This window comes from Lacrimispora indolis DSM 755 (assembly GCF_000526995.1).
In the GTDB taxonomy this organism is placed as follows: Bacteria; Bacillota; Clostridia; order Lachnospirales; family Lachnospiraceae; genus Lacrimispora; species Lacrimispora indolis.
The window spans coordinates 6,182,850-6,207,372 of record NZ_AZUI01000001.1 but is presented as its reverse complement, the minus strand read 5'-3'; the positions used below and the strand labels follow the sequence as shown (position 1 = coordinate 6,207,372).

The following is a 24,523-nucleotide window of genomic DNA, read 5'->3' as shown; positions in this document are numbered from 1 at the left end:
AATGGTGAATGAATCCGTTGCAATCATTTTATTGCTTACTACGTTTTTTGGCTTTATTGCCTTCCGCATGCCGGTGGCATATGCCATCGGTGTATCCAGCGTCATTACCATGGCCTATTTAAAGCTTCCGCTGATGCAGGTGGTCCAGCTGATGGTAAAAGGTGTGTTTTCTTTTTCCCTGATGGCAGTTCCGTTTTTTATTATTGCAGGTGAGATCATGGGAAAGGGCGGGATTTCAGACCGTCTGATTGATTTGTCCGATGCATTGGTAGGTTGGATCCAGGGCGGTCTTGCCATGGTAAATATTGTGGCTTCCATGTTTTTCGGCGGCATTTCCGGTTCCTCCGCAGCAGATACGGCATCTCTTGGCACGATCCTGATACCGATGATGGTAGATCAGGGATATGATGATGATTTTGCCACAAATGTTACCATGGCAAGCTCTGTACAGGGGATTCTCATACCTCCCAGCCACAATATGGTTATTTTTGCTACGGTTGCCGGCAGTGTGTCCATAGGGCGCCTTTTCCTTGCCGGCTTTGTTCCGGGCGTTGTTTTAGGCGTCGCCCTGATGATCTATAGTTATATTATTTCCATAAAGAAAAATTATCCCAAGGGCGGGGCCTTCAGCCTTAAGAGACTGATCAGGGTTTCCGGAGAGGCCGTATGGGGAATGTTTACGGTGATGATTGTTGTGGTGGGAGTAGTTGCCGGTGTTTTTACTGCCACAGAATCCGCTGCCATTGCAGTTGTATGGGCATTTTTCGTATCCATATTTATATACCGGAAAATGAAAATAAAAGACGTCTGGTATGTCATTGAGAACGCTTTGAATACGCTGGCAATTGTCCTGATCCTGATCGCAACCTCATCTGCTTTTGGATGGCTGCTGACCTATTTAAAAGTACCGGTCCTTATTTCCAATGCAATTCTTGGTATAACGACCAACAAATATTTAATTCTGGTCATGATGAACGTTCTGATGCTGATTTTTGGAACCATGATGGATATGAGCTGTATCATTTTGGTCCTGACTCCGATTCTCCTTCCTATCGCCACCAGTGTTGGGGTGGACCCGGTTCACTTTGGTGTTATCATGATCGTTAATCTGGGAATCGGCCTGATTACCCCGCCGGTTGGGTCCACCCTGTTTATCGGAGCTGCCATATCCAAAATTCCCATTGAACGTCTTTCGAAGACTCTGGTGCCGTTCTATCTGGTTATGCTGCTCGTTTTACTGATTGTTACCTATATTCCTGCATTTGTCATGTTCCTGCCGAATATGATCATGCCGGTATAAGGAAAACAGAATCGGCTGCTGCGTTCCGTCCAGGTGCTGCAGCAGCATTTTTTACCTCATTAGGCAGGGAAGCGGATTGCGAATATCCGATTTACTAGGATTATAATAAGGAGAGTTTATCATTATGGCTGTATGGAAAAACGATGAAGAAATGTTTGAGCTGATGAAGAGCAGATTATATACTCCGGTGGTGGGAGATATCCTGGATCAGATGGGGTATACTCATCAGTTTCTTCCTGCGGAGATCCGTCCTCTGGCTGCACTGGCGCCGGTCCGGATTTTCGGAAATTCAGAAGAGCCGGATAACCGGATTAAGCTGGCAGGTTATGCCTGTACGGTACTGGAAAACGATGTATACGGTATGCCGGAAAAACCCTTCGGATATCTGACAGAGGCTCTGGACCAGTTAAGGCCCAATGAAGTCTACATTGCAACCGGTGCTCATAACAGTGCCCTGTGGGGAGAACTGCTGACAACCACCGCAAAGGTCCGGGGGGCAGCAGGTGCCGTAGTGGATGGCTATACCCGTGATACTCCTCAGGTGCTGGATATAAACTGGCCGGTTTTTGCCAGGGCATGCTGGGCCCAGGATTCCAGCGTACGCACGTATGTTTATGACTACCGCTGTACCATTGAGATCGGCCAGGTGACGATACATGACGGGGATCTGGTTTTCGGTGATATTGACGGTGTATTGATCATTCCGAAGGAAGTGGCAGAGGAAGTTCTGGAAAAGGCGCTTTTAAAAGCTGCGGGAGAGAAAAAGGTACGTAAGGCAATTGAAAGCGGAATGAGTGCCACAGAGGCATTTGCTACTTTTGGAATTCTGTAATCAGCCTTGGGGAAGAGCTTTATGCGCTCCCAAAAGAGGCAGAAAAGGAGAAAGGAGAAAAGGCGTGATTGCATTTCAGATACATTTTTCGGACAATGTGGCAACCGCTCTGGGACCTTTGCATCCCGGAAATGTATTGCTGCGGGGAGACACTTCTTTTCCGTCGGTGGAAGCAGTTGGGAAGGTTCCGGCCGGACATAAGATTGCCCTGAGAATGATTGAGGCAGGAGCGGATATCATAAAATACGGGGTGGTAATCGGGCGCGCAACAGAAAACATCTCCCCAGGAAGCTGGGTTCATCTTCATAATATCTGCAGTTTATATGATGAGCGTTCCGGCCATCTGGACGAGGTGACAGGTGCTCCCAAGGATACCAGATATGAATAGAGGAGGGACAGATGTGGATTTGCAGGATGTGCGCTGGCTTGGATATGGGCGAAAGAACGGCATAAAGGGGATCAGAAACCGGGTGCTGGTTATTTATACGGTAAAATGCAGCGAATTTGTAGCCAGACAGATCGTGGAAAAGGCAGGCAGCCCTGATGTGGAGCTGGTTGGATTTGACGGTTGTACAGACAATCAATATGCGGTGAATCTGTTGATCAGCCTCATCCGCCATCCGAATATAGGCGGTGTGCTTGCAGTCGGATTAGGCTGCGAATACGTACAGCCGGAATGGCTTTTCAGGATTGCAAAAGAAGAAGGAAAAGAGGCAGACTGGCTGTTCATTCAGGAAGTGGGAGGAACCCGCTTATCAGTGGAAAAGGGGCTGGCCTGCGTAAATCATATGCTGGAAGCATTAAAAAAAGTTCCCCGGGTGGAAATGGGGTTTTCGGATCTTGTGATTGGTGCAGAATGCGGAGGCAGTGATTATACCAGCGGCCTTGCAGGAAATGTGGTAGTCGGCAGATTTTATGATAAGCTGGTGGATTTAGGCGGCACAGCAGTTTTTGAAGAAATTGTGGAAGCCATTGGCCTAGTGGATCTTTTAACCTCCCGGGCAGCCGATGAAAACGCCGGAAACGAGATCCGGTATACCTATGAAAAAGCGCTCGATTATTGCAGATCCGTGAGACAGTATTCCGTAAGCCCCGGCAATTTTGCGGGAGGACTTTCCACCATTGAAGAAAAGAGTATGGGCGCCGTTATTAAAAGCGGTAGCCGCCCCATACAGGGCGTCGTGAAAGTGTCAGGGACGGTGCCGGGACCGGGCCTATGGCTTCTTGATTCCACACCGGATCCCTATTGGATGCAGTTTGGAATCACCAATCCCAATGACAATGAGGGCTTGATGGATCTGATCAGCTGCGGAGCCCACCTGGTATTTTTGGTGACGGGGCGGGGAAATGTGGTTGGAAGTGCGGTAAGCCCGTGTATTAAAATTACCGGAAATCATGAGACCTACCACCGTATGGAAGAGGACATGGATTTTGATGCAAGCCCTGTATTAATGGGAGAATGCAGCCAGGATGAACTGGCATTAAAGCTGGCTTACCTGGTAAAAGAAACAGCCGCAGGTCAAATGACGAAAAGTGAAGCTCTGGGCCACAGGGAATACTTTGTTCCTTATAAATATCAGGAAAAGCAGGTGACTTTCAAGAGGAACTGTGAAGAATAGGATCGATCAGGAGGAATGGAACATGGCTGCATTTACGCAACAGCAGATTGAAGATTTTGATATAAAGAACTACTACTCTTTAAAAGGGCAGACGGCCGTTGTGACAGGAGGAGCTACGGGACTTGGACTGGCAATTACCCGATGTCTTGTTAACGCAGGTGCCAGGGTCGTTGTGCTCAGCATGGAGTCTCCGGAGCAGGCGGCTCCCGCCTTGGAAGAGTTTGGCAGCCGGACAGTATATTACACGTTTAATATTACGGATACCGACCGGACACAGGAGATGGCGGACCGGATCCTTAAGGAACAGGGGCCGGTCAGTATATTGATTAATAATGCAGGAAACCACTGTAAAAAGTTCATATGGGAAATGAGCGTGGAAGAATACGTAAGCGTACTGAATGTCCATCTGGTAGGTGCATTTGCCCTGACAAAAGCGTTTGTTCCCCAGATGAAGGAGCTGGGACATGGACGAATCCTGTTCCAGGCCAGCATGACAAGCTACATCGGACAACCCCAGGTTTCCGGATATTCCACAGCCAAGGCAGGATATCTGGGGCTGATTCATACCCTGACTGCAGAACTTGCAGAATTTGGCATCACAGTAAATGCCATTGCCCCAGGCTGGATCGATACGCCTATGTTCCATAAAGCGACTGATACGGATCCGGTACGTTTCGCTAAAATCATGGGACGCATTCCTGCAAAAACCGTAGGCGATCCTATGGATGTGGGAATGTGCGCTGCGTTTCTTTGCAGCGATGCGGCGCGCTACATAAGTGGAAGCTGTATTCCCGTAGACGGCGGTGCATTAATCGGCTTTTAAAAGAAAGGGCGGTATTTAAGATGAATACATGTTTTAATGAGGAGCTTTACCTCACCAATGAGACAGGGCGCATGTTATACCATAAATATGCGGAATCAATGCCCATCATTGATTACCACTGTCACCTGCAGCCCAGGGAAATCTACGAAAACAAACAATTTGAGGATCTGGGTGAGATGTGGTTGTCCGGTGACCATTATAAATGGCGGGCCATGAGGACGTTTGGCATCGAAGAACGGTACATTACCGGAAAAGAAACGACCTATTATGAAAAGTATTTAGAATTTGCCAGAATACTTCCCCAGTTGATCGGAAATCCTGTTTACATCTGGTGTGCGCTGGAATTAAAGCGTTTTTTTGATATTAATGAACCTCTTTGTGAGACCAATGCCAAAAGGATTTATGACCAGACAAAAGTCATGATCAGGGACAAGAACATCACACCCCGCTGGTGTATGGAGCACTCCAATGTAGAACTGGCAAGCACCACAGAAGATCCGGTGGATGATCTTCGCTATCATATTGCTTTGAAAAAGGAGTCTTCCTTTGGAGTCCGGGTCATCACCGCATTCCGTCCTGATAAGGCCATGTTTGCTGCCGGGAAAGGGTTTCCTGCTTATATGAAGGCACTGAGCGATGCCTCAGGCTTGACGGTAACAAGCTTTGGAGATATGCTGGAAGCATTGGAGATCCGGCTTAGATTTTTTAAAGAGATTACAGGAACCACGGTATCTGATGACGGCATTCCGGATTTTACATGGGTTGATGCCTCCAAAGAAGAGATTGAAGAAATTTTTACAAAGGCCATCCATGGAGAGTCCTTAACAAAGCTTGAAGATGACAAATACCGCAGCGCATTTCTGTTTGAAATGGGGAAGATGTACTGCCGCAACGGATATGTGATGCAGCTCCATATCGGAACCTATTTAAATGCAAACAGAAAGTATGTAGAACTGGTGGGTCAGAGCACCGGGTTTGATTGTGCAGACGATTCTACAAAAATACAGAGCGTCGGGGAACTTTTAAACCGTCTGAATGAGATTGATCTGCTTCCTAAGACGATTTTATACTGTTTGGATGGAACAAATGTGGAAAATTATGCTATACTTGCAGCAGGGTTTTGCGAAAAAGCTACTCGTGCAAAGGTACAGCTTGGCGCTCCATGGTGGTTCCATGACCAGAGCTATGGCATTGAACGCCAGTTTAAGTCAGTGGCCAATTTATATCCGGTCAGCCTGTCTGTGGGAATGCTGACAGACAGCAGAAGCTTTTTATCCTATCCGCGTCATGAACTCTACCGCCGTGTGCTGTGCAATTATTTCGGTGAACTGGCAGAGCGGGGTGAGTATTTTGGTGGGGAGGAAGAGCTAAAAACGATCATTCAGAATATCTGCTATTATAATGTAAAAGAGTATTTTGGATTTTAAGTCCCACATGGTTTCGCAAAAGGCAAAATAATCATGGAAAGAGGAGGAGCCTGATGAAGAAAAGGGCTACAATCAAAGACATAGCAAGCCTGGCAGGAGTATCACTTGGAACGGTTCACCTGGCACTGAACAATAAACCGGGGGTAAGTGCGGCAACCCGTGACCGCATCTGTACCCTGGCGAGGGAGATGGATTATCATCCGAATATAGTGGCAGCATCCTTAAAAAGAAAAACTCTGCGTCTGGCAGCATGCTTTCCGGGTGTTGATGAAGATAACCGGTTTTACTATCCCCAGCTATGGAATGGTTTGCGTGCCTATGTGGAAACCTTGTATGACTATAACATTAACTGCCAGGAATTTTCTTATCCGGAAAACTGGAAGGAAGAGCGGTTAACAGGAGCAAAAAGCAGGGCACTGAAGGAATTGACGGCCCTTTTGGAGGCTGGGGAGCTTGATGGGCTTGTGATCCAGGGGAACAGCTGCCCGTATACAGAGGAGCAGCTGCGCAGATACGTGGAAAACGGCCTTGCACTTGCTCTGGTTGACACGGATATCCCGGAAAGCGGACGTTTATGCTGTGTTGCAGCCGATTATGACAGCATCGGACGCACCATGGCAGAACAGGTATCAGGAAGGATCCCTTCCTGCGGCAGCATTCTGCTTTGTGCTGGAAAAATGGCATATCCTTCTCATCGCTTGATTGAAAAGGGATTTGATGATTATTTGCGTGAGAACCACCACCGGAATCTGGTGTACAAAGAGCATTCCAATCAGATTGATGAAGAATCTTACCAGAACATTCTGGCATATATTAACCGGCCGGATGTAGCTGCGGCATGCTGTGTTTCCTCCAGATCCAGCGTGATGTTGGGGCGGGCGCTGGAAGAGAGCGGCAGAGCAGGGGAGCTGGTAGCCGTAGGGAGTGATTTATTTGTGGAAAACAAGGAATTTCTTCGCAGAGGTACGTTTCATAATCTGGTTCAGAAAAACCCTTATGCCCAGTCCTTTCTGGCAACTAAATTTTTGATGGATTATCTGCTTCGGGATATCCTCCCGGATGAACTGTTTGTTGTGGGCAGTCAGATGATTTTCAGAAGCAATATGGCCCTGTATGATAAAAATTCGCTGCGCTTTCTGGAATAAGCGCAGCTTTTAGGAGTTGTAGAAAAAAGATGGATCAAACAATACGAAACGGACGCATGCTGGCAGGAGGCTGCGGGAATCAGGATTCTTTTAACACTCAGCTGCTTTATTTTACCTGTTCCTCTGTAAGCCGGGATGAGGAACGGCTCTATCTGATATGCGACAAGGGTGGGAACCCCAATGTAGTGGTCCGGAACTTAATGACCGGAGAAGAAAAGACGATTACGGAAAATTATAACGGTGTTTTAAAAAGCTATGTCTATTTTGACGGAACCTTTCAAAAAGGACTGGGAAAGGCAAGTGTAAGTCTGGATTGCCAGAGAGATATCATTTACTTTATCCAGGATGACAAAATTTGTAAAACAGATGTAAATGGAACCATCACCGTATTAAATGCCGTCCCGGATGGCCGTATGACAGCGTTCACCCATGTGAGCGCAGATGGAAAATTCCTCTGTGTTCCCATGACGGATGGAAGATGCCTGGATTATGATCCGGAAACGGAAGGAAGCGGGCTGGACAAAAGACCGGTCTATAACATAGACAAAAGAGTACAGGAGGAAAATTTAAGCAGCTATTTGTGTGTGTATGATACGGAAAGCGGTGAGCTGCTTTACGAAAAAGAGGTGCCCAGATGCTGGATCACCCATGTTCAGTTCAATCCGGTCAACTCAGAGGAGATCATGTATAACCACGAATGGCCAAGCTTTTCCTGCGGAATCAGGAGAATCTGGCTGTATGACCATGTCTCGGATTCTATTTCCCCGGTGCGTTTAGAAGGAGGGGATACTCTGGGAAATTCCAAAGGATACAGACGGACGGCCGATGACTGGGTCTGCCATGAGATGTGGACCGACGACGGAACCGCCATTGTTTATCATGGCGGCTATGCAAACGGACCGGCCATGGTGGGGAAATACCAGCTGGAATCCGGTAAGTACTGGGAAATTGCATTGCCGGATGATTATGATGCCTATGGGCATTTTACCATGGACCATGTTGGAAATCTGGTTTGTGACGGGTATTTTAAATATCCTTGGGAAATGAAAAAGGTCAGGGATAACAGTACGGATAACGGACCTGATCCTCACAAAAAGGATGCCGAGTACATATGTAAGGTAATTCCGGATTGGGATAAGGGGGAACTGAAATGGTTGCCTCTTTGCAGGCATGAAAGCGACTGGCTGGGCCAGGATGCTCATCCTCATCCGATTTACAGCCATGCAGGTGACCGGATCTTTTTTAACAGCCGGATGAATAAGAACGTAAATGTTTATTGCGTTTCTTCCAAAGAACCTCAGGCTTAAATAAAAGTTATATAACAGGCGAGGCGCTGCAATACGGCTATATCAAGAAAAGCCGGGGTGCAGCGCCTTTTTCACGGGTTATTGTTCACTTAATTTGAATTCTGATTTTGCCCCTGGTTTATACCCCCGCTTGTTGCAAATTTAAAGTTTTTCTTACAAATATTTCCATTTGCCTGAACTTTGCCTGATTTGGTTGACACATGGTATCATTTGTCATTATAATAAATAAATGTATAATTTACATGTAATTGGAAATTCATAAATACAAGAGGACATATTGGGAGAAACAGATGAAAAAGTATAAAAAAGCTCGTAAGATGGCCCTAATTCTGGCCAGTGTCCTGGTGATGGACTCTTATGCGGGAGTTGTTTCGCCATACATAAATGCGTACGCCTATACGGAAAAGGCAGCAACGGTAAATGCCACCTCGCTGAATGTGAGAAGCGGCCCTGGTACGACCTATGGCATTGTTACAAAATTAACGAATGGGGCCTCCGTGACTGTAATCGATGAAAAAAATGCTTCGGATGGAGCCCTTTGGTATCAGATCCGGGTGTCGGGCTCCGGCGGACAGACGGTCACCGGATATGTTTCTAAAAGCTTTCTTCGGTTTCCGGCGTCCTATACCAATGATGCAGATTTTGAATCCCGTCTTACGGCAGAGGGATTTCCGGAAAGCTATAAGGTGAAGCTGCGTGCTCTCCATGCCCAGTATCCCAAGTGGGTGTTCCGCGCCCAGCATACGAATCTGGACTGGAGCACAGCTGTTAAGGAGGAGAGCCAGGCAGGAAAGACCCTGGTCCACACCAACAGCCTGTCATCCTGGAAGTCCACAGTAGACGGCGCTTACAACTGGGATACCAGCACATGGATCGGATACGACGGAAGCACCTGGGTCACCGCTTCTGAAGATATTGTGAAATATTATATGGACCCCAGAAATTTCCTTGATGAGACCAATGTATTCCAGTTTATGACCCATACCTATGACAGCGGCAAGCACAGGTTGGAAGGGTTAAAGACCATGGTAAAGGGGACGTTTTTATCGGGTGAATCTGCCGGCGGAAGCAGCGGTAGTGCGCCGGGCAGTACGGACAGTTCTTCCGGCGGCGGTACCGTCACAGGACCGGGAGCAGTGGTTGGGCCCGGAGCAGCGATCAGTCCAACCACCGGTTCAGAGCCGGAATCCGGTTCTGGTTCAGGAAATGTAAGTCTGGAAGGGCCTCAGGCCTCCATTACGCCGAAAAATCTTCCTATACTCATGGAATACGGGCCTGGAGCCACCCTTACGGGGCCGTCATCCTCCAATACGACTGGAACAGTCACAGGCAGCAGCGACTATGTGAATATGATCATGAATGCGGCTGCCCAGTCCGGGGTGAACCCTTACGTTCTTGTGGCCATGATCATTCAGGAGCAGGGCTCTTCAGGCACAGGCAAAAGCGTTTCAGGAACAGAGCCTGGATATGAGGGGTATTATAATTTTTTTAATATAGAAGCATATCAGTCCGGAACCATGACTGCGGTACAAAGAGGCTTATGGTGGGCATCTCAGTCCGGCAGTTATGAAAGGCCATGGAATTCACCTGAAAAATCAATTTTAGGCGGAGCTTTTTATTATGGTAATAACTATGTAAAAGTTGGGCAGGATACCTTTTATCTGAAGAAGTTTAATGTACAGGGGTCCAACTTATATAAACACCAGTATATGACCAATGTACAGGGAGCTGCATCAGAAGGTGCTGTTTATTCAAAGGCCTATAACAGTGACATGAAACAGACAGAGCTTGAATTTAAGATCCCTGTCTATAACAACATGCCCGATAATGCCTGCAGCCAGCCTACCGGCGACGGAAATCCCAACAATAAGCTGTCCGGTTTAAGCGTGGAAGGATTCGCCATGACTCCCACCTTTAGCCGCGATACCCTGGAATACAACTTAATCGTAGATCCTGGCGTATCAAATATCAATGTGTATGCGACTCCTCTCAGTTCCCTGGCTTCTGTGGGCGGAACCGGATCGATCGCTCTTTCAAGCGGCAATAATGATATAAAGGTGTCTGTTACCGCTCAAAACGGCAGTGTCAGACAATACGTCCTTCATGTGGTGCGCCAGAACAACGGCCCCACCTATTCTTCAGGCGTGGGCGCAAACCCCGACGGAAGCAGTTCTTCCGGACAAGGCAGCAGCACCGGCAGCAATACCTCTTCAGGACCTGGCAGCAGCACGGGACCGGGAGTATCCAAACCTTCCGGCACGGACAATGCGGGCACGCCGGGGGGAAGCAATGTGACCATAGCGCCGGATGGCTCTACGAACATTTCCGTACAGACTTCTACGGGAGTTATATCCCAGGGACCCGGAACAGACGTTAAGGTAACGGAGGCTGCTTCCGGCGGTCCCCAGCAGACACAGGCTTCTTCTGCTGCCGATCAGTCTGCTGCATATACAAAAGGTGATATCAATGGAGACGGGAAAATAAACAGCCTGGATGTTCTCAAGCTTCAGCGCTACCTTCTTGGCCTGGAAACCATACCGGAGAAGGGAAAGCTGGCCGCTGATTTTAATGGAGACGGCAAAGTGAATTCTCAGGATCTTCTGCTTTTGCAGAAAAAAATCCTCGGACTTTAATGTCCGGCAGAAATAGGAGATAATATGAATAGGAAACTGAAAAAACTGACGGCTGGTTTGATGCTGGCCTGTATGATTGCCATGGCCGGTCCTGCCGGACAGATGGTATCCTGGGCCGCAGATGCCAAGATCGCATTTTCCGACCCATCGGTCATGGTTGGGAACGAAGTGACGGTAAACATGAAAGTGACCAGTGACAGTGCCCTGGGTACGGCGGAAATCATGCTGGCTTATGATCCCAATATTCTGGAATTTGTCAGCGGAACCAATGCAAACGGCGGCGCAGGGGCTATTAAGGTTTTGGGAACCATGGATTCAGCCGATCAGAAAACCTTTAGCTTTACTTTAAAATTTAAAGCCCTTCAGGCAGGAAATACCCAGATCAGCGTAACCTCCCAGGAAATCTATGATGTGGATTCCCAGGCTCTTTCCTTAAGCAAGCAAGGAAACTCGTCGGTAAAGGTCACGTCACCTGCCACGTATTCAAAGGATGCAACTTTGAAATCATTAAAGATTTCTCCGGGAACACTGACTCCTGGGTTTTCTGCCTCTGTTGACAGCTATACGGCGGAGGTTGACGCAAACACAACGGACCTGGTGGTCAATGCGGTGGCAGCCAATGCCGGAGCCCATGTGACCCTTCAGGGCGACAAGGGCTTAAAGGCCGGAGAAAACCAGGTGGTTGTAAAAGTGACCGCTGAGGATGGGCAGACAGTTAAGAATTATACCATTCAGGTGAAAAAAGCAGAGGGCGGAGAAACGCCTCCTGCCACAGAAGGAAGCTCGGAAACGTCTGAAGCTGAATTCGGAGCTGTAACGGTGACCATTGACGGAACCGAATACAGCATTGCTTCATCTTTTGACGAATCAGCACTTCCGGAAGGCTTTGAGGCAGGGACCTATTCCTATAAGGGAACCGAAGTCATGTCCGGAAAAGGACTGGAAAAGGATCTTCTTCTGCTTTATTTAAAGGATGCAGGAGGAAACGGCGGATTCTATATTTATAACGAAGGAGCAGATACCTGGTCACAGTTTGTGCAGGTAGAGACTGTTGCAAAGGCCATTGTTATCATTCCTCTTGACGGGGATGCGGTGATTCCCGAAGGATTCCGTGAACGCCAGGCCGATATTGACGGCGTGCGGGTCACCAGCTGGGTGGAAAACTCAGAGGCTGAGCCTCAGTATTGTCTTTTCTATGCCATGAACTGGAACGGAGAGAAGTATTTCTACCGTTATGATCTTTCCGAAAAGACCATCCAAAGATACTATGCTTCCGGGGTTTCCAATGATGAATATGTGAAAATGGCCAACACATACAATGATCTGACCAAAGATTACCGGATGCAGTTCTATATTCTCATTGTGGTGAGCGTCGTTGCCCTCGGCCTTCTGGTCGCTGTGATCTTCCTCGTAAGAAAAGGAAGCGGATCAGGCCCTGGACGGAATGGCAGGGATAGTTCGGGAAAAGGAAGGGAACCAAAAGCGGCTGATGACAGAGTGTGGGCTGAGCCGGAGGAAGAGATCCCCACAAGCAGGATCAAAAGGTATACCAGGGAAGAATTTGACAAAGAGAGCTCCAAAACCGGAAGCATTAATGCGGAAAGCTCCGAAGGTGATATCCCCAAAGCCAAGATAAGATCGGAATATGAGGAAGAATATATGGACGAGCTTGAATACAGGGGTGCCGGAGAACAGGAAGCAAAGGAAGAGGATGATTTTATCATGGAAGGAAGCTTAGAAGACCTGGAACGTGATCTGTCTGCTTCCGTAGAAAAGCCTCCGGTGAAGCACAAAGGAAAGGACGACCCAAGGCCGGACCATAAGGAACCGAAACGCTTTAAGGAAGCCCTAGAGCCTTCAGAGGACGAAGACGACTTTGAGTTTTTGGATTTAGATGATTAAAGAATGATAAAAGATTGAATGATAAATAGTTAAATTACAAACAATTAAAATGCCAGTAACGAAAGCACCTGAATGAAGGTGCTTTCGTTATAAGCTTTTGTTATAAAAGATCGATTATTCTTATTCCATACACGGTCTTCCGGCCCTTATTGCAATGCATGGGGAATCTTCGGATTGCCAGGGTGTACATAAAAAAAATCAATATATAATTTATGACATTTGACCATATAATGACCAGCAGACAGAGAACATTTTACGTTAAAAAAGGGGAATGATACCAATCCATATTTCATGTTGAAAAAAACAGCGGATTGTGCTATTATGTATATAACAGGTATAACGAAAGATGGTGAAAATATGTTCTTGCAAATTGATTTTAACAGTGATGAAGCGATCTACATCCAGCTTCGGAACCAGATAATCATAGGAATCGCCAGGTCAAGTATAAGAGAAGGTGACCCCCTGCCTTCCGTGCGCCAGATGGCCGACAACATAGGTATAAATATGCATACGGTAAATAAGGCGTACTCTGTTCTGAAACAGGAAGGATTTGTCAAGCTGGACCGCCGCAAGGGTGCCGTTGTGTCCCTGGACGTGGATAAAATTCAGGTCCTTGATGAAATGCGCAGAGATTTAAGCGTTGTGCTTGCCAGAGGAGTCTGTAAAAATGTGTCATGTGAAGAGGTTCATCAGCTGGTTGACGAAATATTCCAGTCATTTTTAAAAGGCCAGAGTGAAGAGTGATTCACTGAATTGGAGGTTCATTATGTTATGTGAAAGATGTAAGATTCGCGAAGCAAATATACAATATACAGAAGTTGTAAATGGCACAAAGAAAGAACATCATTTCTGTGCCCAATGTGCAAAAGAGATGGATTTTGGTGTGTACGCAGCCATTTTTGACGGGGAGTTCCCCTTAGGAAAGCTGCTTTCCGGCCTTTTGGGAATCGAAGACAAATCTCAGGGGCCTGATAAGCTTCATCAGATCGTTTGTCCGTCCTGCGGCACCAGCTATGATGAGTTTGTAAGAGACAGCAGGTTTGGCTGTGCGGACTGCTACAGTGTCTTTGGCCCACTTATGGAGGACAGCTTAAAGCAGCTTCATGGAAATCTGGTCCATACGGGAAAAACACCGGTTTACCAAAAGCCGGATCATCTGTCGTCAGTCTTGGGAACAGGCGGAAATTCCGGCCAGGAAAAGGAGAACTCTGCAGGCAAGGCGCCAGATCCCAAAGCCATGGGTAATCATGAAGAGATCTTTCAGTGGGATGCCAAATTAAAAGAGGCTTTACGCTTTGAAGATTATGAGACGGCAGCTGTATGCCGTGATAAGATAAAAGAGCTGAAGAAAGGAAATGAGACAAATGCTTAGATGGTTTGAACAGCAGGATACTGGCCGGCCTGGAATTATAAGCAGCAGGATCCGCCTGGTCAGGAACTGTCAGGATTACCAGTTTCCTTCAACTTTAGATGAAAAGGAAGGCGGTGAGCTGGTCCGCAGGCTGGAGTTTGGTTTAAAGGATTTGGGAAAGGAAGAAGGCAGGAATTTTGAATTTGCCATGCTCGGTGAGCTGGAAGAACTGGACCGGGCGGCCCTTAGGGAGCGGCGGATCTTAAATTCAGCAGCCGTTTCCAATAAAAAGCCTGCGGGCATCCTTATCTCCGAGAATGAAGATACGGGCATTGTGTTTAATTGCGATGACCACATAAGGATCCAGCTTCTCCAGATGGGACTTCATCTGGAAGAGCTTTGGGAAAGGGCCAACAAGATCGATGATTACATCAATGAACGGTTTGCCTATGCCTTTGATGACCGCTATGGGTATCTCACTTCCTTTCCCACCAATGTTGGGACCGGTTTAAGAGCAACTGTGGTGGTGCACCTTCCCATGCTGTCACAGGGAAGAAAGTTCCAGGGCCTTATCAGCGATATGGGCCGCTTTGGAGCCTCCATCAGGGGCGTTCATGGAGAAAGAGACGAAAACTTCGGTTCCCTTTATGAAATATCTAATCAGAAAACCCTGGGCCAGACGGAACGGGAGATCATAGATACGGTTTCAAAGGCAGCCATTCAGCTGACCAACCAGGAACTTTCAGTGAGGAAGCTTTCTCTCCAGAGGCACCGGGAGGAGAGAGAGGATGAGGTATACAAATCCTATGGCGTATTAAAATATTCCAGAAGGCTGACCTCCAGGGATGCCATGATTTTCTTATCACAGATCATGGCAGGGCTGGCAGACGGCCTCATTCATACAGAGGAGGAGTTTTCCGTCTACCGCCTGATGCTTGGAATCCAGCCGGCAAATTTACAGAAGATTTCGGACCGCCCCTTAAGCAAGGAAGAACTGGATGGGGCCAGGGCGGAATTCATCGGTCAGGAATTACCGGAGCTGTAAGAAAGACGCTTTGCCGGTTTCTTACAGATATCGCGGCAGCCGCCGAATGAACGCGCAGGCATGTTCACCCGGCACGCTGCCCGCGTAAATAAAATGACAGGAGGATTGCATTTATGATAGACAGATTTACGACAAAGGCCAGGACGGCCATTAATCTGGCCGTGCAGTCGGCAGAACGTCTTGGCCACAGCTACGTGGGAACGGAACACCTGCTGATCGGGCTTTTAGAAGAAGGCAGCGGGGTGGCTTCCAGGGTTCTGGAAGAGAACGGGGTAAAGGAAGAGAAGGTTTTAAACCTGATCAGTCAGCTGATTGCCCCTGATCAGTCGCTTCATCTTAAAGAGGATGGCGGATATACTCCCGGAGCCAGAAGGGTTTTGGAGAACAGCTACAGAGAAGCCGTGCGGTTTAAAGCGAACTTGATCGGCACGGAACATTTGCTTATTTCCATAATCCGTGACAATGATTGTGTGGCTTCCAGGCTTTTAAATACCATAGGGATCAGCATTCAAAAGCTTTATATCGATGTGCTGTCAGCCATGGGAGAAGATGCTCCTGCAAATAAAGAGGAACTCATGAAATCGCCAAAAGCAAAGGGAAGCACTCCTACCCTTGACAGCTACAGCAGGGATTTGACCGAACTGGCAGCAAAGGGAAAGCTTGATCCGGTCATTGGAAGGGAATCAGAGATCAAGCGCCTGATCCAGATCTTAAGCCGCAGGACCAAGAATAACCCGTGCCTGATCGGAGAGCCTGGAGTAGGTAAGACCGCAGTTGTGGAAGGCTTAGCGCAGATGATAACAGGAGGTGATGTACCTGAAACCATTGCAGGAAAACGGCTTTTGACCCTGGATTTATCCGGCATGGTGGCCGGTTCCAAATACAGGGGAGAATTTGAAGAGAGAATCAAAAAGGTGATTGCCGAGGTGATCGAAGATGGGGACGTTCTTCTGTTCATTGATGAGATCCACACGATTATCGGTGCAGGCGGAGCGGAAGGTGCCATTGATGCTTCCAACATTTTAAAGCCGTCTCTGGCAAGAGGGGAACTGCAGCTGATCGGTGCAACTACCATTGAAGAGTACCGGAAATACATTGAGAAGGATTCTGCCCTGGAACGGCGCTTTCAGCCGGTTACAGTGGAGGAACCTTCCGAGGAAGCCGCTGTCAGCATATTAAGAGGGCTTAAGGGACGGTATGAGGACCACCATAGGGTGACTATTACGGACGATGCCTTAAAGGCTGCGGTAAAACTGTCTTCCAGGTATATCAATGACCGCTTCCTTCCTGATAAGGCCATTGATGTCATTGACGAGGCCTCCTCAAAGGTGCGCTTAACCACATTTGTGGAGCCTGCGGAGATCAAGGAGCTGGAAGCTGAGATTGAGCAGCTGGAGGATCAGAAGGAAGCTGCCATCAAGGCGGAAGCCTATGAAAAGGCAGGGACTATTAAGAGGAAGCAGGAAAAGAAACGGGAAAAAATAGAAAAGATCCGGGAACGGTGGCAGAAGGAAAAAACTTCAAAGAACCTTATTGTAGATGAGGGAGAGATTGCTGATGTGGTATCCAGCTGGACCAAGATTCCCGTCAGAAAGCTGGAAGAAGGGGAGAGCGAACGTCTCCGTAATCTTGAAACCATCCTTCATGAACGGGTGATCGGTCAGGAGGAAGCGGTCACCGCCGTATCAAAGGCCATACGCCGGGGAAGAGTAGGTCTTAAGGATCCCAAACGCCCCATTGGTTCCTTCCTGTTTTTAGGTCCCACAGGCGTGGGTAAGACCGAGCTTTCCAAGGCTCTTTCCGAGGCAATGTTTGGGACGGAAAATGCTTTGATCCGGGTAGACATGTCTGAATACATGGAGAAACACAGCGTTTCCAAGATGATCGGCTCGCCTCCAGGATACGTAGGCTATGACGAAGGCGGACAGCTCAGCGAAAAGGTCCGCAGGAATCCCTACTCCGTAATTTTATTTGACGAGATTGAAAAGGCGCATCCGGATGTGTTCAACATCTTGCTCCAGGTATTGGATGACGGTCATATTACGGATGCTCAGGGCCGGAAAATTGATTTTAAGAATACCGTCATCATCATGACCTCTAATGCAGGGGCAGAGAGCATCATATCACCCAAACGCCTGGGCTTTGGGGCGGTGGCCGATGAAAAGGCTGATTATAAGATCATGAAGGACCGGGTAATGGAGGAAGTAAAGCGTCTGTTTAAGCCGGAATTCATTAACAGGATCGATGAGATCATCGTATTCCATCCGTTGAATAAGACCCACATGAAGGATATCGTGACCATCATGATGAAGGATATTATGAAGCGGACTTCAGAGCAGATGAGCATCACCCTGATGGTCGAAGAAGAGGCCAAGGAATACCTGATCAATAAAGGCTATGATCAGAAATACGGCGCAAGGCCATTAAGGCGTACCATTCAGAACTGCCTGGAGGATAAGCTGGCAGAAGAGATTTTAAATGGAACGGTAAAAACAGGAGATGAAGTCGTTGTGACTGCAGGTGAGGACGGACTAAAATTTTCTGTTAAGGAGCTGGTAAAATAGCTAGCCATTTTATATCAATTCGTGTATAATAGCTACAAGCGAAATCATCTGTTCATCGCAAAAAGGGATAAGTAAACAAAATACTAGGAGGGCAAACCAATGCCGGTAATTGAAGAATTAATCCGCACAGAGCAAGACGGGACGATCAGTTTTGGGAATTACAAATTAAAGACAAAGTCAAAATTGCAGGATTTTGAGCACGATGGCGATTTATATAAAGTAAAGACCTTTTACGAGATAACCAAGCTGGAACGTAACGGCATGTTCGTATACGAATCCGTACCGGGAACGGCTGCCATGAATTTCAGCGTATCTGATGATGGTGTGGAATTTTTGGTAGAAGGCGACAAGGATGCCCAGCTGACCATTCAGCTGGCAGAGGATACTGAGTATGAGGTATATGTGGCTGATGCTTCCGTGGGTGGTATGAGAACAAACATGAGCGGAAAGCTCTCCATCAGCGTGGAACTGAATGAAGAAACGCCTGTGGCAGTGAGAATCAAACGAAAATAACAGGATGAGAAGCTGGGTTCGGCTCTTTTGTAAAGAGCCGGACCCAGGCTTTTTATGTCAGGAGGAAATTCCTATGGCAAAGGGGAAAACGACCGCATTTTTCTGCAAGGAATGCGGATATGAATCAGCAAAGTGGCTGGGGCAGTGCCCGGGCTGTAAGGAATGGAATACATTTGTGGAAGAGCCCTCCGGGAAAAAGGAACCGGCTGCTAAGCGGGGGATCAGTGGAAGCGGAGTAAGGTCTGCCGCAAATCCCATTCATGTCAAGCCGTCCCGGTTGTCTGAGATCCACTTGGACGAGCAGGACCGGATGAAAACCGGATATGAAGAGCTGGACCGGGTTTTGGGCGGGGGAGTTGTGAAAGGCTCTCTTGTACTGGTAGGCGGTGATCCCGGCATCGGAAAGTCCACCCTGCTCTTACAGGTATGCCGCAATCTGGCGGCCGACAGCAGGAAGGTCCTTTACATATCCGGAGAGGAATCCTTAAAGCAGATTAAGCTGCGGGCGAACCGGATCGGGGAAGTAAAGGGGGATTTGTTGTTTCTTTGCGAAACCAGCCTGGAAGTGATTGAAGGGGCCATTGAAGAAGAAAAGCCTGATGTGGTGATCATCGACTCCATACAGACCATGTTCCGGGAAGAAATCTCTTCCGCCCCCGGAAGTGTCAGCCAGGTGAGAGAATCCACCAATATCCTGATGCAGATCGCCAAGGGAGCCGGAATTGCCATATTCATCGTAGGGCATGTGACAAAAGAAGGAGTGGTGGCCGGTCCAAGAGTTCTGGAACATATGGTTGATACGGTTTTGTATTTTGAGGGAGACAGAAGCGCTTCTTACAGGATCATTCGCGGAGTGAAGAATCGTTTTGGATCTACCAATGAGATCGGTGTTTTTGAAATGGTTGAAAGCGGGCTTTCCCAGGTGAAGAATCCTTCGGAATACATGCTGAGCGGAAGGCCGGAGGATGCCTCAGGTGCAGTGGTGGCCTGTTCCATGGAGGGGACAAGGCCCATGCTTTTGGAGGTTCAGGCCCTGGTTACTCCAACGGCTTTTGGTATGCCAAGGCGTACTGCCGCGGGTACGGATTATAACAGGGTAAACTTACTGATGGCTGTTTTAGAAAAACGATGCCATTACGATTTATCTCATTTTGATGCTTATGTGAACATTACAGGCGGTCTGCGGATGAATGAACCGGCTCTGGATTTAGCCATTATAATGGCGATCGTGTCCAGCATGAAGGATAAAGCCGTTGATCCGAAAACCATTATTTTTGGAGAAGTGGGATTGGCCGGAGAGGTGCGGGCCGTGTCCATGGCACAGCAGAGAGTGAGTGAGGCGAAGAAGCTGGGATTTAATACCTGCGTGATGCCGGAAATCTCCCTGGAAAAGATGGGGAAGGTGGAAGGGATGCGGGTGATTGGTGTCAGAAATGTGAGAGAGGCGATTGTTAGGGTTATGGGGTGAAGCCATTTTGGGTGGCTTCACCCTTTTTTTATTTGGGATATTACATACCTTGTACCGAAAGCGTCTGCAGGGCTGCTTTTTTATATGTCCGTGTGCTATGTTATTCATGGATGAAAAGATTCCTCTGAAATACGGCGTTGTCGGCCAGGAAACATGCGGCCCAGGCGGAATAGCGTATGGAATGCGTTCTATTCAGGGTGTTTTGGATCTGGTTGATTACATGGAAAAATATTCACCGGACGCGTGGCCTCTTAACTATTCCAATCCGGCTGCCATTGTAGCAGAAGCTACCTGAAGGCTGCGTCCAAAAGCAAAGATTCTTAATATTTGTGATATGCCCATCAGCATTGAAAATAATATGTTAAAAATTTTAGGTTATGAAAAACGCAGTGATATCATTACCCTGTATTATGGATTAAATCATTTTGGCTGGTGGTATGGCGTGAGGAGCAAAGACGGAAAAGATTTAATGCCTGAATTAAAAGAATATGTGAAAGACAAGGGATATTTTGTTCCATCAGATGATGATGGGGCTAAACAGCATGGAGCTTCCAGCTGGAATGAAACTTACCGTATGGCAAAAGACATTTATGCGGTTGATCCGGATACGCTGCCAAATACGTATTTAAAGTATTATCTTTTACCGGATACTGTTGTAAAGCATTCCGATATCAATTATACAAGAGCAAACCAGGTAATGAATACCAGGGAAAAGGAGGTTTTCACTGCATGCCGTAAAATTGCAGAGAACAAGGCGTTTGAAGGCGATGAATTATCTGTGGATGAACATGATACTATGAAAGAAATATTAACAATGAGGTAGCATCATGCTGATTGAAGCCATTAATAAAAATTATGAAAAATTAAATGAATCAGACATTAGAAATGATTTTCTGAACACATGCCAGCAGGTAGAGTCATCTGCGAATCTGCTTAAAATTGCAAAGGAAATCCGTAAGTCACAAAATGTTGTCTATGGGACAGGGCAGGCGCAGAGTCATTGTGCAATGGAAATGCAGCGTTTATTTGTGCAGATGAATAAATATATTTATTATGTGGGCGCCAGCGATGAACTTTATATGCTGTCAAAAAACCTTGGACCTGATGATCTGGTGATTGTGATTTCTTTGTCAGGAAATGTGCAGAAAATTAAGGATACTTTGCAGTTGCTTCATTTGAAGAAGGTAAAATTAGTTTCTATTACAAATCTACAAAGCAATTTGTTGGCGGGTATGAGTGATTATAGTTTGTATGCTGTCAGTAATCCTGTTAAGATCGGGGAACATCTTTATCATAATTCTTTTGCTAATTTCTTGACTGTTATTGAGTATGTGTTTTTGAGTTATATTAAGGTGAGTGAGGGGCAATCACCTTCCATATATTTGTTTTCAACGGTATTCCGGAATATATCATACCCGGACTTATCAATGAAAACGGATAGTCCTCTGCCTCTTGGCACATCTGTCATTTCACTGGAACTTTCCCAATATAAACAGGAAATTTGATTTGGATTTAAACGTATGTATCGGAACACATATATTTAATCTTTTTTAGATATAAGCAATGAAAGGATTTCTATTACCAGCATAAATTAGAATATCAGGAGAGAAGTAATTATTTTAAATATAGGATCTGCTGAATTATCTGCGCTGACTTTAAAAGTCAGCTGAGTCAAATTGTCAACAACCTTCCATGCTTTGTATTTGATTTCTGTTCTGATAGAAGCATCGAATGATTCTATTGGATGTATAGTTGCATACATTTATATTTCCCCTTCTTTATTAATAAAATAACTAAGTTTAGATCCAAGATACATGATCCGTTTATCATTCAAATAGCAATTTACTTTTGAAGCTGATAAAAGCAATTAAAACACAACATTGATGTTTGGATATCCCGGAACACAATATGGTTCCGGGCAGATACAAAAAGGCAGAATAATCAATCACATGAAGGAATGACGGAGCAGTTCTAAAGGATAAAACGCTGATTAAGATTTATCGATCTGTTGTTAATTGCTGGGCGAATAATATTTTAAGAAAAGGATGTAAATTTAACTTCCCTTATTTATCTATATAATCTATTTTTATTCTCTTACAAATGATATACCAATCCATAATACCAACTTGGGATAATGAGTTCTTCTGATTTTTTAATAGTAAATTCCTGAAAAGGTTCCAACTGATCGAAAATTAACAGACGTGTACAGCTGGACATATTCTAAAATATAAAGGATATAGAATTCTTTATAATGTTTGGATATATAAGAAATCATTTGTGAAGGGGAAGTCCATATGAATTGTCGTTATGATTCTGATGATAATTATTATTCTGGTTGTCGTCGTTGCTGCAATTGTGGCTCCACAGGGCCAACGGGACCCAGGGGTTGTCAAGGACCGAGGGGTTGCCCAGGCCCGACAGGGCCTAGAGGCTGTCCAGGGCCTACAGGCCCAACGGGCCCAATAGGAGCGACCGGCCCAACGGGCCCAATAGGAGCGACAGGCCCAACGGGTCCAATCGGGGCGACAGGCCCAACGGGTCCAATAGGGGCAACCGGCCCAACGGGCCCAATAGGAGCGACAGGAGCAACGGGTCCTACGGGACCAATCGGAGCAACCGGCCCAACGGGCCCGATCGGAGCGACAGGAGCAACCGGCCCAACGGGCCCAATAGGAGCAACAGGAGCAACGGGCCCGACGGGTCCCATAGGAGCAACCGGGGCAACCGGCCCAACGGGCCCAATAGGAGCAACGGGTCCAACAGGCCCGATCGGAGCGACAGGAGCAACCGGCCCAATCGGAGCAACAGGAGCAACGGGGCCCATAGGAGCAACCGGGGCAACCGGCCCAACCGGTCCCATTGGTCTGACGGGAGACACGGGCCCAACCGGTCCCATAGGTCCAACCGGAGACACAGGCCCGACCGGTCCTATCGGATTGGCAGGAGATACCGGTCCAACCGGTCCTATTGGATTGACAGGAGATACGGGGCCAACGGGCCCCATTGGTCTGACAGGAGATACCGGCCCAACCGGAGATACCGGCCCAACCGGTCCCATCGGATTGACCGGAGACACGGGCCCAACTGGTCCCATCGGCCTGACAGGAGATACCGGCCCGACAGGTCCAACAGGAGATACAGGCCCGACCGGAGCGACCGGCCCAACCGGTCCCATCGGATTAACAGGAGACACGGGTCCAACCGGCCCCATTGGTCTGACCGGAGATACAGGCCCGACCGGAGATACAGGCCCAACTGGTCCTATCGGATTGACCGGAGACACAGGCCCAACCGGTCCCGCCGGATTAACCGGAGACACAGGCCCAACCGGTCCCATCGGATTAACAGGAGACACAGGCCCAACCGGTCCTATCGGCCTGACAGGAGATACCGGCCCGACCGGAGACACAGGCCCAACTGGTCCCATCGGATTAACAGGAGACACAGGCCCAACCGGTCCCATCGGATTAACAGGAGACACAGGCCCAACCGGTCCCATAGGTCCAACAGGAGACACAGGCCCAACTGGTCCTATCGGCCTGACAGGAGATACCGGCCCGACAGGTCCAACAGGAGATACCGGCCCAACCGGTCCTATCGGTCTGACAGGAGACACAGGCCCAACCGGTCCTATCGGATTAACAGGAGACACGGGTCCAACCGGTCCTATCGGCCTGACAGGAGATACCGGCCCGACAGGTCCAACAGGTCCAACAGGCCCAACCGGTCCTATCGGCCTGACAGGAGATACCGGCCCGACCGGCCCAACTGGTCCAACCGGCCCCATCGGCCTGGCAGGGGATACGGGCCCAACCGGCCCTATTGGATTGACAGGAGATACAGGCCCGACAGGCCCAACCGGTACAATAATAAGTCCTGTTATTGGATTTGCGGAAAATAATACTGGTGATGATGTTACCATTAATCTAGTGACACCTACAATTATTCCATTACCGGATGAGCAAACATTGTCTCCAGAAATTACAGCTAATGGTACAAATACCATATTTACGGTTAATGAGGCTGGATTATACCGGATTGCGTATTATGTCAATATCGTTACACCAGACAGTTTTGCCAGCGAGCTTTTAATTAATGGTACGGCATTTGTCCCGTCTATTGTTGATGTCGGCGGTGATATTAATAGTACTTCAACAGAAGTTTTTGTCACTCTGGCCGCAGGTGATACGGTTTCACTGGCTCTTCTTGGAGAGCCGGCTACTCTAAGCTTGAGTACAGGATCTGGCGCCGTTTTAGTTATACAGCAAATTGGTCTGACATAGGAAACTGTAAATGTAAGATAAAACAATAAAGGGCATTGCTTCGGCTATGCCCTTTACATAATTATGATAAAGATAAAAAGTTCTACTTTTTCCTCATAGGGAAAATTCTGTTCAATGGAAGAAGTTAGTATCTGTTCTTTGTACATCATATAATAGGGCTGGTGTTTTCCGCCGTACCAATCACTCTGATAGGGTCATCGGCCTCAATGCAGAGGATAACTGTCTTAGTGGAGGCATATTTTTATGGCTTTTATTTATAGAATCATTATAAAGTGACAATTTATTTTATATTGATCACATTGTACGCAGAA

20 protein-coding genes are annotated in these 24,523 nt (G+C 47.4%); all 20 read left to right on the top strand.

What is annotated here, in order from left to right:
• The first annotated feature begins 1 nt into the window (after nucleotide 1).
• The 20 genes from K401_RS0130040 (at nucleotide 2) to K401_RS34365 (ending at nucleotide 24,212) form a co-directional block, all read left to right on the top strand.
• Nucleotides 2–1,300, top strand: coding sequence for a TRAP transporter large permease (locus K401_RS0130040; protein ID WP_024296428.1), 1,299 nt, complete (start codon nucleotides 2–4; stop codon nucleotides 1,298–1,300).
• 124 nt (nucleotides 1,301–1,424) lie between these two features.
• Entirely contained in the window at nucleotides 1,425–2,132 is a 708-nt protein-coding gene (locus K401_RS0130035) for an RraA family protein (protein WP_024296427.1), read from the top strand.
• A gap of 64 nt (nucleotides 2,133–2,196) precedes the next feature.
• Complete coding sequence (locus tag K401_RS0130030) at nucleotides 2,197–2,520, top strand: UxaA family hydrolase (protein WP_027352251.1); 324 nt, start codon at nucleotides 2,197–2,199, stop codon at nucleotides 2,518–2,520.
• Nucleotides 2,513–3,751, top strand: coding sequence for a UxaA family hydrolase (locus K401_RS0130025; RefSeq protein WP_029701098.1), 1,239 nt, complete (start codon nucleotides 2,513–2,515; stop codon nucleotides 3,749–3,751). Before K401_RS0130030 ends, K401_RS0130025 begins: the two co-directional genes overlap by 8 nt.
• Before the next feature lie 22 nt (nucleotides 3,752–3,773).
• Nucleotides 3,774–4,574: an SDR family NAD(P)-dependent oxidoreductase gene (locus K401_RS0130020; RefSeq protein ID WP_024296424.1), complete on the top strand. Its 801-nt coding sequence runs from the start codon at nucleotides 3,774–3,776 to the stop codon at nucleotides 4,572–4,574.
• Nucleotides 4,575–4,594: 20 nt separating this feature from the next.
• Nucleotides 4,595–6,001, top strand: coding sequence for a glucuronate isomerase (uxaC, locus tag K401_RS0130015; protein WP_024296423.1), 1,407 nt, complete (start codon nucleotides 4,595–4,597; stop codon nucleotides 5,999–6,001).
• A 53-nt stretch (nucleotides 6,002–6,054) separates the two neighbouring features.
• On the top strand, nucleotides 6,055–7,146 hold the full coding sequence (locus tag K401_RS0130010) for a substrate-binding domain-containing protein (RefSeq protein WP_024296422.1): 1,092 nt from the start codon (nucleotides 6,055–6,057) through the stop codon (nucleotides 7,144–7,146).
• 29 nt (nucleotides 7,147–7,175) lie between these two features.
• Nucleotides 7,176–8,453: a hypothetical protein gene (locus tag K401_RS0130005; RefSeq protein ID WP_024296421.1), complete on the top strand. Its 1,278-nt coding sequence runs from the start codon at nucleotides 7,176–7,178 to the stop codon at nucleotides 8,451–8,453.
• A gap of 290 nt (nucleotides 8,454–8,743) precedes the next feature.
• Nucleotides 8,744–11,086: a dockerin type I domain-containing protein gene (locus tag K401_RS0130000; protein ID WP_024296420.1), complete on the top strand. Its 2,343-nt coding sequence runs from the start codon at nucleotides 8,744–8,746 to the stop codon at nucleotides 11,084–11,086.
• 24 nt (nucleotides 11,087–11,110) lie between these two features.
• Nucleotides 11,111–12,988 (top strand): cadherin-like beta sandwich domain-containing protein, encoded by a 1,878-nt coding sequence (locus K401_RS0129995; protein ID WP_024296419.1) that lies wholly within the window; start codon nucleotides 11,111–11,113, stop codon nucleotides 12,986–12,988.
• A 357-nt stretch (nucleotides 12,989–13,345) separates the two neighbouring features.
• Nucleotides 13,346–13,732 (top strand): GntR family transcriptional regulator, encoded by a 387-nt coding sequence (locus K401_RS0129990; protein ID WP_024296418.1) that lies wholly within the window; start codon nucleotides 13,346–13,348, stop codon nucleotides 13,730–13,732.
• Between the two features lie 22 nt (nucleotides 13,733–13,754).
• Nucleotides 13,755–14,360, top strand: a complete 606-nt coding sequence (locus K401_RS0129985) for a UvrB/UvrC motif-containing protein (protein ID WP_024296417.1) — start codon at nucleotides 13,755–13,757, stop codon at nucleotides 14,358–14,360.
• On the top strand, nucleotides 14,353–15,384 hold the full coding sequence (locus K401_RS0129980; RefSeq protein ID WP_024296416.1) for an ATP--guanido phosphotransferase: 1,032 nt from the start codon (nucleotides 14,353–14,355) through the stop codon (nucleotides 15,382–15,384). The genes K401_RS0129985 and K401_RS0129980 overlap by 8 nt, the downstream gene beginning before the upstream one ends.
• 113 nt (nucleotides 15,385–15,497) lie before the next feature.
• Nucleotides 15,498–17,948: an ATP-dependent Clp protease ATP-binding subunit gene (locus tag K401_RS0129975; RefSeq protein WP_024296415.1), complete on the top strand. Its 2,451-nt coding sequence runs from the start codon at nucleotides 15,498–15,500 to the stop codon at nucleotides 17,946–17,948.
• Between the two features lie 99 nt (nucleotides 17,949–18,047).
• Entirely contained in the window at nucleotides 18,048–18,461 is a 414-nt protein-coding gene (locus K401_RS0129970) for a hypothetical protein (RefSeq protein WP_024296414.1), read from the top strand.
• A 73-nt stretch (nucleotides 18,462–18,534) separates the two neighbouring features.
• Nucleotides 18,535–19,929: a DNA repair protein RadA gene (gene radA, locus K401_RS0129965; RefSeq protein WP_024296413.1), complete on the top strand. Its 1,395-nt coding sequence runs from the start codon at nucleotides 18,535–18,537 to the stop codon at nucleotides 19,927–19,929.
• A gap of 106 nt (nucleotides 19,930–20,035) precedes the next feature.
• Nucleotides 20,036–20,224, top strand: a complete 189-nt coding sequence (locus K401_RS34375; protein WP_330362351.1) for a family 4 glycosyl hydrolase — start codon at nucleotides 20,036–20,038, stop codon at nucleotides 20,222–20,224.
• 63 nt (nucleotides 20,225–20,287) lie between these two features.
• Complete coding sequence (locus K401_RS34370; RefSeq protein ID WP_330362352.1) at nucleotides 20,288–20,752, top strand: family 4 glycosyl hydrolase; 465 nt, start codon at nucleotides 20,288–20,290, stop codon at nucleotides 20,750–20,752.
• A gap of 4 nt (nucleotides 20,753–20,756) precedes the next feature.
• Nucleotides 20,757–21,434 (top strand): SIS domain-containing protein, encoded by a 678-nt coding sequence (locus K401_RS0129955; protein ID WP_024296410.1) that lies wholly within the window; start codon nucleotides 20,757–20,759, stop codon nucleotides 21,432–21,434.
• A 789-nt stretch (nucleotides 21,435–22,223) separates the two neighbouring features.
• Entirely contained in the window at nucleotides 22,224–24,212 is a 1,989-nt protein-coding gene (locus K401_RS34365; protein WP_084493030.1) for a BclA C-terminal domain-containing protein, read from the top strand.
• The last annotated feature ends 311 nt before the right edge of the window (nucleotides 24,213–24,523 follow it).

Coding starts and splice junctions, on each gene's coding strand:
- K401_RS0130040 (WP_024296428.1), top strand. CDS start 2: ATGGTGAATGAATCCGTTGCAATCATTTTATTGCTTACTACGTTTTTT.
- K401_RS0130035 (WP_024296427.1), top strand. CDS start 1,425: ATGGCTGTATGGAAAAACGATGAAGAAATGTTTGAGCTGATGAAGAGC.
- K401_RS0130025 (WP_029701098.1), top strand. CDS start 2,513: ATGAATAGAGGAGGGACAGATGTGGATTTGCAGGATGTGCGCTGGCTT.
- K401_RS0130020 (WP_024296424.1), top strand. CDS start 3,774: ATGGCTGCATTTACGCAACAGCAGATTGAAGATTTTGATATAAAGAAC.
- uxaC (WP_024296423.1), top strand. CDS start 4,595: ATGAATACATGTTTTAATGAGGAGCTTTACCTCACCAATGAGACAGGG.
- K401_RS0130010 (WP_024296422.1), top strand. CDS start 6,055: ATGAAGAAAAGGGCTACAATCAAAGACATAGCAAGCCTGGCAGGAGTA.
- K401_RS0130005 (WP_024296421.1), top strand. CDS start 7,176: ATGGATCAAACAATACGAAACGGACGCATGCTGGCAGGAGGCTGCGGG.
- K401_RS0130000 (WP_024296420.1), top strand. CDS start 8,744: ATGAAAAAGTATAAAAAAGCTCGTAAGATGGCCCTAATTCTGGCCAGT.
- K401_RS0129995 (WP_024296419.1), top strand. CDS start 11,111: ATGAATAGGAAACTGAAAAAACTGACGGCTGGTTTGATGCTGGCCTGT.
- K401_RS0129990 (WP_024296418.1), top strand. CDS start 13,346: ATGTTCTTGCAAATTGATTTTAACAGTGATGAAGCGATCTACATCCAG.
- K401_RS0129985 (WP_024296417.1), top strand. CDS start 13,755: ATGTTATGTGAAAGATGTAAGATTCGCGAAGCAAATATACAATATACA.
- K401_RS0129980 (WP_024296416.1), top strand. CDS start 14,353: ATGCTTAGATGGTTTGAACAGCAGGATACTGGCCGGCCTGGAATTATA.
- K401_RS0129975 (WP_024296415.1), top strand. CDS start 15,498: ATGATAGACAGATTTACGACAAAGGCCAGGACGGCCATTAATCTGGCC.
- K401_RS0129970 (WP_024296414.1), top strand. CDS start 18,048: ATGCCGGTAATTGAAGAATTAATCCGCACAGAGCAAGACGGGACGATC.
- radA (WP_024296413.1), top strand. CDS start 18,535: ATGGCAAAGGGGAAAACGACCGCATTTTTCTGCAAGGAATGCGGATAT.
- K401_RS34375 (WP_330362351.1), top strand. CDS start 20,036: ATGGATGAAAAGATTCCTCTGAAATACGGCGTTGTCGGCCAGGAAACA.
- K401_RS34370 (WP_330362352.1), top strand. CDS start 20,288: ATGTTAAAAATTTTAGGTTATGAAAAACGCAGTGATATCATTACCCTG.
- K401_RS0129955 (WP_024296410.1), top strand. CDS start 20,757: ATGCTGATTGAAGCCATTAATAAAAATTATGAAAAATTAAATGAATCA.
- K401_RS34365 (WP_084493030.1), top strand. CDS start 22,224: ATGAATTGTCGTTATGATTCTGATGATAATTATTATTCTGGTTGTCGT.